This is a genomic window from Flavonifractor sp. AGMB03687 (genome assembly GCF_017811815.1).
GTDB lineage: Bacteria > Bacillota > Clostridia > Oscillospirales > Oscillospiraceae > Flavonifractor.
Map to the genome: position 1 here is coordinate 62,761 of NZ_JADKZI010000005.1, position 15,279 is coordinate 78,039.

The 15,279-nt window shown below is 62.0% G+C and carries 16 protein-coding genes; 15 read left to right on the forward strand and 1 reads right to left on the reverse strand.

Annotation, left to right across the window (positions count from 1 at the left end; genetic code table 11):
* Positions 1-92 precede the first annotated feature (92 nt).
* The gene (locus J9789_RS11740; RefSeq protein WP_209345646.1) at positions 93-665 is read right to left on the reverse strand and encodes a xanthine phosphoribosyltransferase; all 573 of its coding nucleotides are present in this window, start codon (positions 663-665) and stop codon (positions 93-95) included.
* A gap of 254 nt (positions 666-919) precedes the next feature.
* On the opposite strand from J9789_RS11740, the gene J9789_RS11745 reads away from it, so the two are divergent.
* From J9789_RS11745 to hisS, 15 genes are all read left to right on the forward strand, one after another.
* Positions 920-2,578, forward strand: coding sequence for an S-layer homology domain-containing protein (locus tag J9789_RS11745; protein WP_209345648.1), 1,659 nt, complete (start codon positions 920-922; stop codon positions 2,576-2,578).
* A gap of 35 nt (positions 2,579-2,613) precedes the next feature.
* Positions 2,614-3,471, forward strand: a complete 858-nt coding sequence (locus J9789_RS11750) for a YitT family protein (RefSeq protein WP_348633682.1) — start codon at positions 2,614-2,616, stop codon at positions 3,469-3,471.
* 148 nt (positions 3,472-3,619) lie between these two features.
* A complete protein-coding gene (locus J9789_RS11755) occupies positions 3,620-4,876 on the forward strand; it encodes a peptidylprolyl isomerase (RefSeq protein WP_209345652.1) in 1,257 nt (418 codons plus the stop codon).
* 179 nt (positions 4,877-5,055) lie between these two features.
* A complete protein-coding gene (locus tag J9789_RS11760) occupies positions 5,056-5,745 on the forward strand; it encodes a response regulator (protein WP_209345654.1) in 690 nt (229 codons plus the stop codon).
* A gap of 103 nt (positions 5,746-5,848) precedes the next feature.
* A complete protein-coding gene (locus J9789_RS11765) occupies positions 5,849-6,655 on the forward strand; it encodes a ParB/RepB/Spo0J family partition protein (protein WP_209345656.1) in 807 nt (268 codons plus the stop codon).
* Positions 6,656-6,929: 274 nt separating this feature from the next.
* On the forward strand, positions 6,930-7,715 hold the full coding sequence (locus tag J9789_RS11770) for a ParA family protein (protein WP_209345657.1): 786 nt from the start codon (positions 6,930-6,932) through the stop codon (positions 7,713-7,715).
* Between the two features lie 2 nt (positions 7,716-7,717).
* A complete protein-coding gene (locus J9789_RS11775) occupies positions 7,718-8,608 on the forward strand; it encodes a ParB/RepB/Spo0J family partition protein (RefSeq protein ID WP_209345660.1) in 891 nt (296 codons plus the stop codon).
* Positions 8,605-9,156, forward strand: a complete 552-nt coding sequence (locus J9789_RS11780; protein WP_209345661.1) for a hypothetical protein — start codon at positions 8,605-8,607, stop codon at positions 9,154-9,156. The genes J9789_RS11775 and J9789_RS11780 overlap by 4 nt, the downstream gene beginning before the upstream one ends.
* Positions 9,157-9,238: 82 nt before the next feature.
* A complete protein-coding gene (serS, locus tag J9789_RS11785) occupies positions 9,239-10,540 on the forward strand; it encodes a serine--tRNA ligase (RefSeq protein WP_209345664.1) in 1,302 nt (433 codons plus the stop codon).
* Between the two features lie 39 nt (positions 10,541-10,579).
* Positions 10,580-11,005 carry a large conductance mechanosensitive channel protein MscL gene (gene mscL / locus J9789_RS11790; protein ID WP_209345666.1) on the forward strand — a complete coding sequence of 142 codons (426 nt, stop codon included), beginning with the start codon at positions 10,580-10,582 and terminating at the stop codon, positions 11,003-11,005.
* Positions 10,998-11,357 (forward strand): hypothetical protein, encoded by a 360-nt coding sequence (locus tag J9789_RS11795; protein WP_209345668.1) that lies wholly within the window; start codon positions 10,998-11,000, stop codon positions 11,355-11,357. The genes mscL and J9789_RS11795 overlap by 8 nt, the downstream gene beginning before the upstream one ends.
* Positions 11,354-12,064 (forward strand): 16S rRNA (guanine(527)-N(7))-methyltransferase RsmG, encoded by a 711-nt coding sequence (rsmG, locus tag J9789_RS11800; RefSeq protein WP_209345671.1) that lies wholly within the window; start codon positions 11,354-11,356, stop codon positions 12,062-12,064. Before J9789_RS11795 ends, rsmG begins: the two co-directional genes overlap by 4 nt.
* Before the next feature lie 88 nt (positions 12,065-12,152).
* Positions 12,153-12,896, forward strand: coding sequence for a septum site-determining protein MinD (gene minD / locus J9789_RS11805; protein WP_209345672.1), 744 nt, complete (start codon positions 12,153-12,155; stop codon positions 12,894-12,896).
* 19 nt (positions 12,897-12,915) lie between these two features.
* Positions 12,916-13,332, forward strand: coding sequence for a methylglyoxal synthase (locus J9789_RS11810; protein WP_209345674.1), 417 nt, complete (start codon positions 12,916-12,918; stop codon positions 13,330-13,332).
* 597 nt (positions 13,333-13,929) lie between these two features.
* Positions 13,930-15,279: a histidine--tRNA ligase gene (hisS, locus tag J9789_RS11815; protein WP_209345676.1), complete on the forward strand. Its 1,350-nt coding sequence runs from the start codon at positions 13,930-13,932 to the stop codon at positions 15,277-15,279.

Below are 15,279 nucleotides of genomic sequence, written 5' to 3' on the forward strand. Positions count from 1 at the left end.
CAAAACAGCCTGCTTCCCGACAGGCTGGTCTGAACACACAAAAGAGCTCCTCCGGGGTGGCCCGTTCAGGCCGCGCAAACCCCGTCCGATGCTCAGCAGAACTCCACGCCGTCCTCGACGCTCATGCTCTTGATGCGGGCCAGAGATTCCACCCGCACGCCCATGCCGCGGATCAGGTCGCCGCCGGGCTGGAAGGCCTTCTCCACCGCGATACCGGCGCCCACCAGGGTAGCCCCGGCGTCCCGCACCAACTTGATGAGGCCCTGCAGGGCGGAGCCGTTGGCCAGGAAATCGTCAATGATGAGCACCCGGTCCTCAGGCAGCAGGAACTGCTTGGACACAATGATATCGTACACCTTGCCGTGGGTGAAGGACTCCACCTTGGAGGTGTACACGTCACCGGCGATATTCTTGGTCTTGTTCTTCTTGGCGAAGATCACCGGGCAATCAAAAAACTGCGCGGCCACACACGCGATCCCGATCCCCGATGCCTCGATGGTCAAAATCTTGGTAACCCCGCAGTCCTTGTACAAGCGCAAGAATTCCTTGCCCATTTCCTGAAACAGCTTCACATCCATCTGGTGATTGAGGAAACTGTCGACTTTCAGCACGCCGCCTTCGCGAATAACGCCGTCGGTGCGGATGCGATCTTCCAGCAATTTCATATCGCCGTCTCCTTAACAAATAATTCATATTTATTGTATCGAATTCTGCATCCCTCTGCAATTAACTATATTCTATCAAAAAACCGCTCTGCCGTCATCTCTTTTTAGAAATTTTGTCTGATATGCCAAGTTGATTTTTTACTCCTGCCGGTCTGCCCTTCTTCGATTTCCGTTGTACTTTGCTTTTTCCTTTGTTAAAATAGAGGCGGTAACCCAACTGACACCACACTTTTATAAAAGGAGGGGTTCTTTTCATGCGCAAACGCCGGATCTGTGCGGCGGCCCTCACCGCCGTTTTGCTGCTGTCCGCCGCTCCCCTGTCCCCTCAGGCCCGGGCTTTTTCCGACACCAGCGGCCACTGGGCCCAGGCCGACATTGACAAGGCCCAGTCCTACGGCCTGATGGAGGGCTACCCCGATGGCCGCTTCGGCATCGGGGTGGAGATCACCCGGGCGGAATTTGTCACCATTCTGTGCCGGATGTTTGACTGGGAGATGATCTCCCCCACCTCCCCCTCCTACATAGACTGCGGTACCGGCGAGTGGTACTACTCCGCCGTGGAGACCGCCCGGGCCCATGACGTGATGGACGGGGCAGGCGCCTTCCGTCCCCTGGACTACATCAGCCGGGAGGAGATGGCGGTAATGCTGGTGCGGGCCCTGGGGTATGACACCCTGGCCCAGGACCTGTCCTCCCTGTCTCTCCCCTTCACCGACGTGAAAAACAACGTGGGCTACATCGCCATCGCCTACGACATCGGCATGATCAAGGGTGTGGCCGGGCCGGGCGGCCAGCTCAAGTTCCTGCCCACCCACTCGGCCACCCGGGAAGAGGCCGCCTCCATGCTGGTGCGGGTGTATGAGCGGTACAACTCCAAGGTGGACTGGCTCCACGGCTTCTACGCCTTCTCCTCCTACTCCCAGATCAATCTGGCCGCCGACATGGACGCCGTCAGCGTTGGCTGGGCCCGGCTGGAGTACGGCGCGGACGGGGCCACCCTCAATTCCACCAACTCGGGCGGCAACGATTGGGTCAAGCCCTCCGATCCCACCCCCGCCACCGACTACTTTACCAGCCACGGCGTGGACTACAACCTGTGCGTCTTTGGCTCGGCCACCGACTCGGTAACCCTGGCCGACGGCTCCACCACCTCCACTGTGGCCGCCGTGGTCAACGACTCCAACGCCCGGGCCCAGGCCATCTCCGCCCTGGTGGAGGCCGCCGGGTCCTACGCCGGCCTCACCATCGACTTTGAGGGTTTAAAGGGAGATACCATAAAGAAGAATTATGTCACCTTTATGGAGGAACTGCGGGCCGCTCTGCCCAAGGACAAGACCCTGAACGTCTGCGTCCAGCCCGACACCTGGTACACCGGCTTTGACTACCGGGGTCTGGGTGCGGTGTGCGACAAGGTGATCCTCATGGCCCACGACTACCAGTGGACCTCCGTCCCCGCCTCCTATGTGGGCACCGGCAACACCGACTCCCCCGTCACCCCCTTTGCCAGCGTGTATGAGGCCCTGCGGGACATCACCGATCCCGACACCGGCGTGCAGGACGTGAGCAAGATCGCCCTGGCCATCTCCTTCGGCACGGCGGGCTTCCACATTGATGAAAACGGCCGCCTGCTGGAGACCACCATCTACCACCCCGGCACCGACACCCTGGCCGGCCGTCTGGCCCAGCCGGACACGGTGGTGACCTACAGCGAGAAGTACCGCAATCCCTACGCCATCTACACCAATGAGGAGGGTGAGCGCTACAAGGTGTGGTACGAGGACGCCCGGAGCGTGGCGGACAAGCTCCAGCTGGCCAAGCTCTTCGGCATCACCGGCGTGTCTCTGTGGCGGGTGGGCACCATCCCCGCCTCCACCGGCTATAACGTGTGGAGCGCCGTCCAGGCCGCCCGATGACCCGGTCCACCCATACGTCAAAAGGAGGTACCGCCGTGGCACCTGACAAAAAGCGCTTGATCAAAGAATTTCTGCTGATGACCTTTGCCACCGTCATGATCTCGGTGGGGGTCTACTGCTTCAAATTCCCCAACAACTTCTCCATGGGCGGCGTGTCCGGCCTGTCCATCCTGCTGGGCAAGGTACTGCCCGTGCTGTCGGCCTCCAGCTACAACACCATCATCAACGTGCTCTTTCTGATCCTGGGCTTTATCATGCTGGACAAGGGCTTCGGGTTCCGCACGGTGTACTGCTCCCTGCTGTCGGCGGGTCTGATCCAGGTGTTCTCCTGGGTGTGGCCCCTCACCGAGCCCCTCACCGACCAGCTGATGCTGGAGCTCTTCTTCGCCGTCATCCTGCCCGCCCTGGGGGCTGCCATCCTGTTCAACATTGACGCCTCCTCCGGCGGCACCGACATTGCCGCCATGATCTTGAAGAAGTACACCGGCCTGGACGTGGGCACTGCCCTGCTTATTTCCGATGTGGCTATTGCTGCCGCGGCCCTCTTCGTCTTTGACGCCACGGCAGGCCTGTGCTCCCTGCTGGGCCTGGCTCTCAAGTCGGTACTGGTGGACTCCGCCATTGAGTCCCTCAACCGGCGGAAGGCCTTCTTCGTCATCACCTCCGACCCGGAGCACGTGTGCGACTACGTCACCCATACCCTGGTGCGGGGCGCCACCATCTGGACCGCCCAGGGCGCCTACACCCACGACATCCACCATGTGGTACTCACCGTGCTCTCCCGTGGCCAGGCGGTGGCCCTGCGCCGCCACCTGAAAGAGGTGGACCCCCACGCCTTTATGATCGTGGCCAACTCCAGCGAGATCTTCGGCAAGGGCTTCCTGCGGGCCTGACCACTCCACTGCAAATACCCCACACCGGGGCGGCGTTTGTGAATTTTCAGTAAACGCCGCCCCGGTTTTCTTGCCTGTAGGGAAAAAAAGGTGTACACTATACCCGTTTCGCCGGAAAAGTCCGGCCAGAACAAGGAGGAAAGGAAACATGAACTGGAAAAAACTCTTGTGCGCTGGCCTCAGCGGCGCGCTTCTCACCGGCGCTATGGCCGGATGCAGCACCGCCGACCCCCAGCCTACCCCCGCTGCCGATGATATCGCCTATCAGGCCACCGGCATCAGCCGCGACACCGTGCTCTTCACCGTGGACGGCCGTGACGTTACCGCCGATCAGTACCTGTACTGGCTGCTGACCAGCATTTCCGAGGCCAAGACTGCCGGCTATCTGGCCGACGACGAGGCCTGGGAGGAGACCATTGAGGATCAGCCCACCAGCGACTATCTGAAGGGCCAGGCCCTGGAGATCAGCAAGCTGTACGCCGTGGTGGCCAACCACGCCGAGGAGGCGGGCGCCGACGTCACCGAGGAGCAGCGTGCCGAGGCCGAGGAGCAGCTGGACCAGATGGGCTCCCTGTATGAGCAGTACTACGGCCTGACCACCCAGGAGTGGCTGGACCAGCAGTGCATCACCCGGGAGGGCTATCTGTCCCTCAACGACGCCTACTACCAGGTGCAGAACCTGCAGAGCTCTATGGAAGAGGCCGGTGAGCTCACCCCCACCGACGAGGACATCCAGAAGATGATCGATGAGCAGGGCATCTACAACTGCAAGCACATCCTCATCGCCTTCCCCGCCCATGAGGACGGCTCCGAGGTGACCGACGAGGAGAAGGCGGCCACCAAGGCCGAGGCCGAGGCCCTCTACCAGGAGATTACCTCCGCCGCCGACCCCATCACCGCCTTTGACAATGCCATGAACGAGAAGAGCGACGACGGCCGGGACGAGACCAGCGGCGAGCTGCTCCAGCCCAACGGCTACACCTTCCTGTCCACCGGCGCTCTGCTGGACGGCTCCTCCTCCCTGGTGACCGAGTTTGTCACCGCCGGCACCGCCCTGGCTGTGGATGAGATCAGCGCCCCCGTGGAGACCGATTACGGCTACCACATCCTGCTGCGGCAGAACGCCGACAACGAGGACACCCGGGCCGCCTACCCCAACTACGCCATGAACCAGATGCTGGACCAGTGGACTGCCGACGCCAAGGTGGAGACCACCGACGCCTACGACAAGCTGGACCCCAAGACCTTCTACGACTTCATGATGAACATGGTGAAGGAGTGGCAGGAGCAGAAGCAGGCGGAAGCCGAGGCCCAGGCCTCCGAGAGCCCCGCGGCGGAAACTGAGACCGCCGCCCCCGAGACCGAGACCCCCGCGGCGGAGCCCACCGCTTCCCCCGCGGCCTGAACCAAACCCCTGCAAAACAGCAGCGGCGGCAGTTGCCCCGCTGCTGTTTTTTTGCCCGCCAAGGCTGCACAGGCAACTTTTCGTTTACTTCCGGGCAGTTTTCCTTTATCATAAGTATATTCAAATGATCGAATCTTGTCCGATCCTGCCGGGACGGGCAGAAGGGAGGCGGCCATGCTGTGAGCGCGGACATCCGGGTGCTGGTGGCAGAGGACGACCCTGCCGCCCGGCGGCTGCTAACAGCCGCTATCCCTCAGCTGCCGGGGCTGACCCTGTGCGGCGCGGCCAAGGACGGGCTGGAGTGCCTGGAGCTCATTGACCAGCTGCGCCCCGACGTGGTGCTGCTGGACCTGGTGATGCCCGGACTGGACGGCCTGGGGGTACTGGAGGCCCTCCGCCGCCGTCGGGGCGGGCCGGTGGTGGTAGTCACCTCCCAGGTGTCCCACCAGGGGGTGGTGAAGTGCGCCCTCTCTCTGGGGGCCAGCTACTATCTGGTGAAGCCGGTCAACTGCCAGGCCCTGCCCGAGCTGCTCCAGTTCCTCTGTTTGGCTCCCCTGAAACGGACCGCTCTGGAGCTGCTGGAGGAGATGGGAGCCTCCGGTATGGGGGTGGAGGCGGCCGCCCGGGCCGCCGCAGTGCTCTGTCAGGACCCCTCCGCCCTGCTGAAGGAGGCCTACGCCCCCACTATCTTTGACCAGCACACCAGCTACGCCAGCGTGGAAAAGAACATCCGGGCCATGGTGGACAAGCTCCACACCAACCCCACCCCCGCCTATCTGGCCCTCATGGATGGCCTGCCGCCCCAGCGGCCCAGCAACCTGGTGTTCCTCCGCCGGCTGGCCGCCGCCCTGGACCGCTCCTGCGGATAAATGGAAAATATTTCCCATTCGACACCCTTAGGCCTCTTTTGCGGAAAAATATGGTAATCTATACTTAGATCAACCATTTACGCCCGCGAAGGAGGCGCTTTTTATGCCGCTGTTACGTCGAAAGGGCCTGTTTGAAAGCAATCGGGTCCAGTTTTTGCCCATCCATACCATTTCCCCCAATCCGGGACAACCCCGGAAGTTTTTTGCCCAGGACGGCCTGGAGGAGCTGGCCGCCAGTATTAAGGAGCACGGCGTGCTCCAGCCCCTGTCGGTGCGCCGCACCGGAGGCGGCTATGAGCTGGTGTCCGGGGAGCGCCGCCTGAGGGCCTCCAAGCTGGCCGGTCTGGCCGAGGTACCCTGTATCATCGTCAGTGTGGACGGTCAGGAGTCCTCCCTGCTGGCCCTGGTGGAGAACCTCCAGCGCCGGGACCTGGACTTTGTGGAGGAGGCCGCCGCCCTGTCCTCTCTGATCCAGACCTACCACCTGTCCCAGGAGGAGGCTGCCAAGCGCATCGGCAAGTCCCAGTCCGCCGTGGCCAATAAGCTGCGGCTGCTGCGGCTCCCCCCCGCTGCCCTGGCCACCCTGCGGCAGAACGGCTGCACCGAGCGCCACGCCCGGGCTCTGCTCAAGCTGGACGATCCCGCCCTCCAGGAGGAGGCCGCCCGCCATGTGGCGGAGGAGGGACTTACAGTAGCCAGGACCGAGCAATATGTGGAGGAGCTGCTCCACCCCGCCCCTGGCAAGCCCGCCCGGAAGAAGCCCGCCTTTATTCTCAAGGATGTGCGGCTCTTCCTCAACACGGTGACCCGAGGCATGTCCATGATGAAAAGCGCCGGCGTCAACGCCAACTGCAAGCGGCAGGAGACGGCGGACGCCATCCAGCTGACCATTACCATTCCCAAATCCTGACCCCCCTCTCTTTTTGGAGTGTTTCACGTGAAACAGTGAAACACTCCCCTTTTTTATCACCTGCCTTAGTCTGTGTTTCACGTGAAACATGTCCGTTTAACAAACTGCCCTCGCGTCAGCATAGCTGCCGCGACCTATGCTAAAAATATGCCACAGGCATATTTTCTTTACGCTGCGGCGTGAAACAACCTTTCTTTTCAAATTCAGTTGAATTGCGTTTTATATCGGGATATAATAAGACTCGAACCGTTAAGAGAAAAAAGGCAGGTGCGCTATGGCAAAGACCATTGCTATTGTAAATCAGAAGGGCGGGGTCGGAAAAACGACCACCTGCGTCAATCTGGCCGCCGCCCTGAAAAAGCTGGACCAGCGGGTGCTGGTCTGTGATTTTGATCCCCAGGCCAACACCACCTCCGGTTTCGGCGTGGACAAGACCATGTCTCCCAACATCTATGATGTGCTCCTCAACGGCACCGAGGTGAGCAAATCGGTGGTGAACACCCCCTATGTGGACGTGATTCCCGCCAATAAGTCCCTGGCCGGCGCCACCGTGGAGATGATCACCGCCGACCACCGGGAGTATCTGCTGAAAAACGCCCTGGACACCCTGGATCAGGATTACGACTACATCTTCATTGACTGTCCCCCCTCCCTGGAGCTGCTCACCCTCAACGCCCTGTGCGCCGCCGATTCCGTGCTGGTGCCGGTGCAGTGTGAGTACTACGCCCTGGAGGGACTCAGCGACCTTCTGTCCACCATCCGCATCGTCAAGCGCTCCCTCAACCCCAGAATTGGGCTGGAGGGCGTGGTGCTCACCATGTACGACGGGCGGACCAATCTGTCCATGCAGGTGGCGGAGGAGGTCAAGCGCCACTTCCCCGGCCAGGTATACGCCACGGTGATCCCCCGCAACGTACGCCTGTCCGAGGCTCCCAGCTTCGGCAAGCCGGTACAGGCCTACGACCCCTATTCCCGGGGGGCCGAAGCCTATGCCGCCCTGGCTTCCGAACTGCTGGAGCATAATCAGTACGCCATCACCCGGGAAGAAAGGAGCGAATAAGTATGGCATTGGAACGCGGCCTGGGCAAGGGCCTGGGTGCGCTGCTGGGTGACGCCGCCCTCAACGCCCAGGAGGGCGGTTCCCTCTCCCTCCCTATCTCCCAGGTGGAGCCGGGCCTGAAGCAGCCCCGGAAGCGGTTTGACGAGGAATCCCTCCACGATCTGGCCGACTCCATCCGCACCCACGGGGTCATCCAGCCCCTCACCGTGCGGCGGCTGTCCTCCGGCTACTACCAGATCATCGCCGGGGAGCGCCGGTGGCGGGCCGCCAAGCTGGCCGGTCTCACCGAGATTCCCGCTGTCATTATCGAAGCCGACGACCGGAAGGTCATGGAGCTGGGCCTCATTGAAAACCTCCAGCGGGAGGACCTGAACCCGGTGGAAGAAGCCAACGGCTACAAGGTCCTGATGGAAGAGTACGGCCTTACCCAGGAAGAGGTGGCCCAGCGGGTGGGCAAGTCCCGCCCGGCAGTGGCCAACGCCCTGCGTCTGCTGGCCCTGCCTGACGCCGTCCACCAGCTGCTGGAGGAGGGCCGTCTGTCCGCCGGACATGCCCGGGCCATCCTCTCCGCCCCCAGCGGCGAGCTGCAGAAGAAGCTGGCCCAGAAGGTCATCGCCGAGGACCTGAGCGTCCGGCAGACCGAAGCCCTGGCCAAGCGGCTGTCCGCCGGTGAGAAGGAGGCCCCCTCCCCCACCGCCGGTCCCGACCTGTCCATCTATCTGCGGGAGGCGGAAAAGACCCTGGCCACTCGCTTTGGCCGCAAGGTCCACATTGTCAACGGCAAGAAAAAAGGCAAGGTGGAACTGGAATACTATAACCCGGAGGATCTGAACGCCCTGCTGGACCTGCTGGAGCAGCTGCCCTCCGCCAATCGAGGAGGTGCCGACCTTTGAGCAAGCCCGATCCCGACAAGCAGGAGCGGGGCCAGCTCCAGCATGAGGCGGAGCACGAAAAGCCCAACAAGCGCAATCCTGTTCTGTTTTATCTGATGATCCTCTTTGCGGCAGCTTTTCTGCTGCTGCTCATGTCCTTCCTGATGCAGCGCCGCGCCAACCAGGAGGCCATCGACAATCTGCAGGAGACCTCCAACTCCGCCACCCAGTCCCTCCAGAACACCATTCAGCAGAATGAGGAGCTGACCAAGCAGGTGGAGGACCTGGAGGAAGCCTTCTCCGAGAATCAGCAGACCATCCGCGACCAGGAAAATCAGCTGGAGGACCTGGAGCAGCAGGTGGAGGATCTGACCAAGGGCAGCCAGGCCATGGACTGGTTCTGGCAGATCAACGAGGCCTATGCCCGCGGCCGCTACAGCCAGGCCCGCAGCCTCATCCAGGAGATGGGCGAAGAGCTGCCCAACTACCTGCCCAAGGAGAGCGTCACCGACAACGGCCGCTACTCCCCCTATGACCGCTATCAGGAGATCTACAACGCCCTGTATTAAAAGTTTCACGTGAAACGGCAGGCGGCTGAAAGCCGCCTGCCACCTCTCCCCCATTAAAACTATCAGAAAGGTTGAATACACCATGCTGGATATCAAGTTTATCCGGGAGAATCCCGAGGTCGTCAAGGAGAACATCAAGAAGAAGTTCCAGGAGGAGAAGCTGCCCCTGGTGGATCAGGTCATCGCCCTGGACGCGGAGAACCGCAAGACCATCCAGGAGGCCCAGGACCTGCGCACCGCCCGCAACGCCAAGAGCAAGCAGGTAGGCGTGCTGATGGGTCAGTCCAAGAAGGACCCCTCCAAGCTGGCTGAGGCCGAGGCTCTGAAGGCCGAGGTCAAGGCGGACGCCGACCGTCTGGCTTTCCTGGAGAACCGGGAGACCGAGCTGGCCGAGGAGATCCGTAAGATCATGCTGGTCATCCCCAACATCATCGACCCCTCCGTGCCCATCGGCCCCGACGACTCCTGCAACGTGGAGGTTCAGCGCTTCGGCGAGCCCGTTACCCCCGACTTTGAGATCCCCTACCACACCCAGATCATGGAGTCCTTTGACGGCATCGACATGGACGCCGCCGGCCGCGTGTCCGGCAACGGCTTCTACTACTTGATGGGCGACATTGCCCGCCTCCACGAGGCTGTGCTGGCCTACGCCCGCGACTTTATGATCAACAAGGGATTTACCTTCTGCGTGCCCCCCTTCATGATCCACGGCAACGTGGTGGAGGGCGTTATGTCCCAGACCGAGATGGACGCCATGATGTACAAGATCGAGGGCGAGGACCTCTACCTCATCGGCACCTCCGAGCACTCCATGATCGGCAAGTTCATCGACCAGATCATCCCCGAGGACAAGCTGCCCCAGACCCTCACCTCCTACTCCCCCTGCTTCCGCAAGGAGAAGGGCGCCCACGGCATCGAGGAGCGCGGCGTGTACCGCATCCACCAGTTCGAGAAGCAGGAGATGGTGGTTGTCTGTAAGCCCGAGGACTCCATGCAGTGGTATGAGCAGATGTGGCGCTACTCCGTGGAGCTCTTCCGCTCCCTGGATATCCCCGTCCGCCAGCTGGAGTGCTGCTCCGGCGACCTGGCCGACCTGAAGGTGAAGAGCTGCGACATTGAGGCCTGGTCTCCCCGTCAGCAGAAGTACTTTGAGGTTTGCTCCTGCTCCAACCTGGGCGACGCCCAGGCCCGCCGCCTGAAGATGCGCGTCAAGGGCGAGAAGGGCACCTACCTGCCCCACACCCTGAACAACACCGTGGTGGCTCCTCCCCGTATGCTCATCGCCTTCCTGGAGAACAACCTCCAGGCCGACGGCTCCGTGAAGATCCCCGCCCCCCTGCGCCCCTACATGGGCGGCAAGGAAGTGCTCACCCCCAAGGCCTGACCCCCTCCTTCCCTCAACCACACCGGAAAAGGAGAACTTATGTCAACAAAAGAGAAAACCACCGGCTTTGTGGCCGAATTCAAGCAGTTCATCGCCCGGGGCAGCGTGATGGATATGGCCGTCGGCGTCATCATCGGCGGCGCGTTCAAAGCCATTGCCGACTCGCTGGTAAATGACATCATCAACCCCATTCTGGGCATCTTCACCAGCGGGAGCAGCGACCTGGCCAACCTGGCCATCCACCTCCCCGGCGGCGGGGATATGATGGTGGGCAACTTCATCAACGCCATCCTGAACTTCCTCATCATGGCCTTCGTGGTCTTCTGCATCATCAAGGGGCTCAACCGGTTCCACCGGAAAAAGGACGAGACCCCCGCTCCGCCTCCCGCCCCGCCGGAGCCCTCCGTCGAGGAGAAGCTGCTCATGGAGATCCGGGACCTGCTGAAGGAGCAGACCCATGAGTGACCGGCCCAACGACACCCCCCCGGCAGAGGAGGGGGAGCCCTTTGTCCCCGCCTCCCCCGTCAAGCGCATCATGGCCTGGGTGGGCATTGTCTATATGCTGGGCTTCGTGGTCCTCAACATCTACCCCTTCTTTACCCAGGGCACCTATCTCACCGGCATCGCCCCCCTCTTCGCCTGCCCCGGCATTGCCGGTATCTTTGCCATTTCCCTCTATCTGGCCCGGCACCCGGAGAGCGATTACTCCCGTAAGGTGTCCATGACCATTCTGGCAGTCATTTGCGCCGTGGGTTTTGTGGTAAGTCTGGTCCTGGGCATCCCTCCCCTGCTGGCTAATTTCGGAGGTGGACAATGAAAGAACGCATTGAACAGGGTCTTGCCGCCCTGGGCCTGACTCCGCCGCCGGAGGCAGCCGCACAGCTGGCCCAATACGGCACCATGCTGCTGGAGCAGAATCAGGTCATGAATCTGACCGCCATCACCGAGCCCGACCAGGTGGTGGACCTGCATTTTCTGGACTGTGCTGCCCTGCTCACCATTGGCGAGGACTTCAAAAACAAGACCCTCATCGACGTGGGCACCGGCGCCGGTTTCCCCGGTATGCCCCTGAAAATCCTGGAGCCCTCCCTCAACGTCACCCTGCTGGACAGCCTGGGCAAACGGGTCACCTGGTTGGAAAGTGTGTGTGAAGCGCTTTCCCTTGACAAGGTCACCTGTCTCCATGCCCGTGGTGAGGAGCAGGCCCACCAGGAGGGCTTCCGGGACAGTTTTGACTTCGCCGTGTCCCGTGCGGTGGCCTCTCTGGAGCTCTTAAGCGAGCTCTGCCTGCCCTACGTCAAGGTGGGCGGCAAGTTCCTGGCCATGAAGAGCGTGGACAGCGGCGACGAGGTGGACCGGGCCTCCCGGGCCATCGCCAAGCTGGGGGGCCGTCTGCTCCCCCGGGTGGATTACGAAATCCCGGGCACCGGAGTCACCCACCGGGTAGTGGTGGTGGAGAAGGTCTCCCCCACCCCCAAGGGCTATCCCCGCCGGTGGGCCAGAATGCAGAAATCCCCCCTTTAAGGGAGAATTTGTGCATAAATGACTAAGTTATGCATTGCGCAACACGAAATAATGTGTTATTCTAATCTTGTATGTCGGGAGTGAGCCTATGTCCACAGCAATCGTCATTACCTCCGGCAAGGGGGGCACGGGAAAAACCTCCCTCACCGGCGGCGTTGGCTCCTGTCTGGCCGCCCTGGGACACCAGGTCCTGTGCATCGATATGGACATCGGCCTGCGCAACCTGGACCTGAACCTGGGCCTCAGCGACCGGGCCCTGATGGACTTCACAGACGTGCTCAGCGGACGCTGTCCGCTGGAGCGGGCGGCGGTCCCCCACCCGGTGATCCAGGGCCTGAGCCTCATCACCGCGCCGGTGACCCTGCCGAAGGAGCCCCTCAGCGAGTATGCCATGCGGGATCTGATCCGCCAGGCCAAGCAGAAATACGACTATATTTTGATGGACTCCCCCGCCGGACTGGGAGAGGGCTTCCGTCTGGCCTGCTGCGCGGCGGACCGGGCCGTGGTGGTCTCCACCACCGACGCCTCCGCCCTGCGGGACGCCCAGCGCACCGTGTCGGTGCTGCGCAAGCGCCTGCCCCAGCTCCACCTGGTGGTCAACCGGGTACAGCCCAAGATCCTGCGGCGGCTCCACACCACCATTGATGACGCCATGGATACCGCCGGCCTGCCCCTGCTGGGCATCGTGCCGGAGGACCCCCAGGTCATCCTCAGCGGCAATCGGGGCGAGCCCCTGATCCTGTGCGCCAGCCGGGGCGCCGCCATTGCTTACTTAAATATCGCCAAGCGGCTGACGGGCCAGCGGGTCCCGCTGATGAAGCTGCGGGCTTGAAAGGAAGAGAAGGTGTACTATGAATATCGCGTTGATGAGCCATGATCGGAAAAAAGAGCTGATGGTGCAATTCTGCATCGCGTACTGCGGTATCCTGTCCAAGCACACGATCTGCGCCACCAACACGACAGGCCGTCTGGTAGCCGAGGCTACCGGTCTGCCCGTACAGCTCTTCTTGTCCCACGAGCACGGCGGCAGCCAGCAGATCGGCGCCCGCATCGCCTACAATGAGATCGACATGGTGCTGTTCTTCTCCGATCCCACCTCCAGCGATCTGGACGCGGATCTGAATTACATCACCCGCCTATGCGACCAGTACAACATCCCCGTGGCCACCAACGTGGCCACCGCCGAGATGCTCATCCACGGCCTGGAGCGGGGCGACCTGGACTGGCGCGACATCATCAATCCCAAGACCAAGCCTTTTACCGCGTGATTTTAAACGGGCGGCCCTGCGGGCCGCCCGTTTTATTGCCGGAAAGCATGGAAAAGGATTGACTTTTCCCCCTTTTCGGGATAATATCGTAAGAGCTGAAACCGCTCTGACGGAGCAAGTACCGTTCACACCGCCGCACCAGAGAATGGTCCCCTGGCTGGAAGGACCTGCGGCAGGCGGCCGGGAGACGGCTCTACCAGCGGGCCCGGAGACGGGCGCGGTCCCCTTCCCGCAACAGAAGGCCAGAGGGCGCTTTTTGAGCGCCGAACATGGGTGGCACCACGAAAGCAGGCGCTTTCGTCCCGTGATAGGGGACGAGAGCGCCTTTTTGCGGATATCCGCCCCAACCGAGCCAAAATCTCAAATGTTACGATACAAAGGAGCATCACTATGGCCCAGATCAAACCCCGTACCCTGTCTGGTTTTATGGAGCTGCTGACCCCAGCGGGTCGGTGACCCGCCGGGGGCCCCGGATTTGACTCAAATAGGCCGAAATGAATTCGGCCTATTTCAAGGTTTTGCTGCGCAAAACGCTTGACGCCGCACTTGCGGCGTTGGCAGGCAGCAGCCTCTATCACTACACAAAGGAGCATCACTATGGCCCAGATCAAACCCCGTACCCTGTCCGGCTTCATGGAGCTGCTGCCTGCCCGCCAGGTGCAGTTCGACCGGATGGTGGACATCCTCCGCAAGAGCTACTCCCTCTACGGCTTCACTCCCCTGGACACCCCGGCCATCGAGGCCAGCGAGGTGCTGCTGGCCAAGGGCGGCGGCGAGACCGAGAAGCAGATCTACCGCTTCACCAAGGGCGACAGCGACCTGTCCCTCCGCTTTGACCTGACCGTCCCCCTGGCCAAGTACGTGGCCCTCCACCAGAACGAGCTCACCTTCCCCTTCCGCCGGTTCCAGATCGGCAAGGTATACCGGGGCGAGCGCGCCCAGAAGGGCCGCTACCGGGAGTTCTATCAGGCCGACATCGACGTGATCGGCGACGGCGCCCTGGACATCACCAACGAGGCCGAAATCCCCTCCATCATCTACAAGACCTTCACCGCCCTGGGTCTGAAACGCTTCAAGATCCGGGTGAACAACCGTAAGGTGCTCAACGGCCTCTTTGCCCTGCTGGGCCTGGAGGAGCAGGCGGGCGACGTGATGCGCACCATCGACAAGCTGGAGAAGATCGGCCCCGAGAAGGTGAAGGCCATCCTGGTGGACGACTTCAACGTGGCTGCCGACACCGCCGACACCCTGCTGGGCCTGCTGGCCGCTGAGGACCCCATGGCCGCTCTGGAGCCCTTCAAGGGCAAGAACGAGCTCTTCGACCTGGGCGTGTCCGAGCTGGAGACCGTGGTCAAGTATATGTCCGCCTACGGCGTGCCGGAGGACCATTTCATGGTGGATCTCACCATCGCCCGTGGCCTGGACTACTACACCGGCACCGTGTATGAGACCGTCATGCTGGACCACCCCGAGGTGGGCTCCATCTGCTCCGGCGGCCGGTACGACAACCTGGCCGAGTACTACACCGACAAGCAGTTGCCCGGCGTGGGCATCTCCATCGGCCTGACCCGGCTGTTCTCCGTGCTGGAGGCCCAGGGCTACCTGAACGAGGAACTGCTCACCGCCCCCGCCGACGTGCTCATCCTCCCCATGACCGAGGACCTGTCCGCCGCCATCTCCTTCGCCACCACCCTGCGGGACGCCGGTGTGCGGGCTCAGCTCCACTGCGAGAAGAAGAAGTTCAAGCAGAAGCTGTCCTACGCCGACAAGCTGTCCATCCCCTACGCCGCCTTCCTGGGCGAGGATGAGATCGCGCAGGGCAAGGTGACCGTAAAGGATCTGACCACCGGTGAGCAGCAGACCGTGTCCCCCGCCGAGGCGGTGGCCCTGGTCCAGGCCGGTCTGGCCGCCCGGTCCGCCGGTACTCCCATCCGGGACAAGGACTGA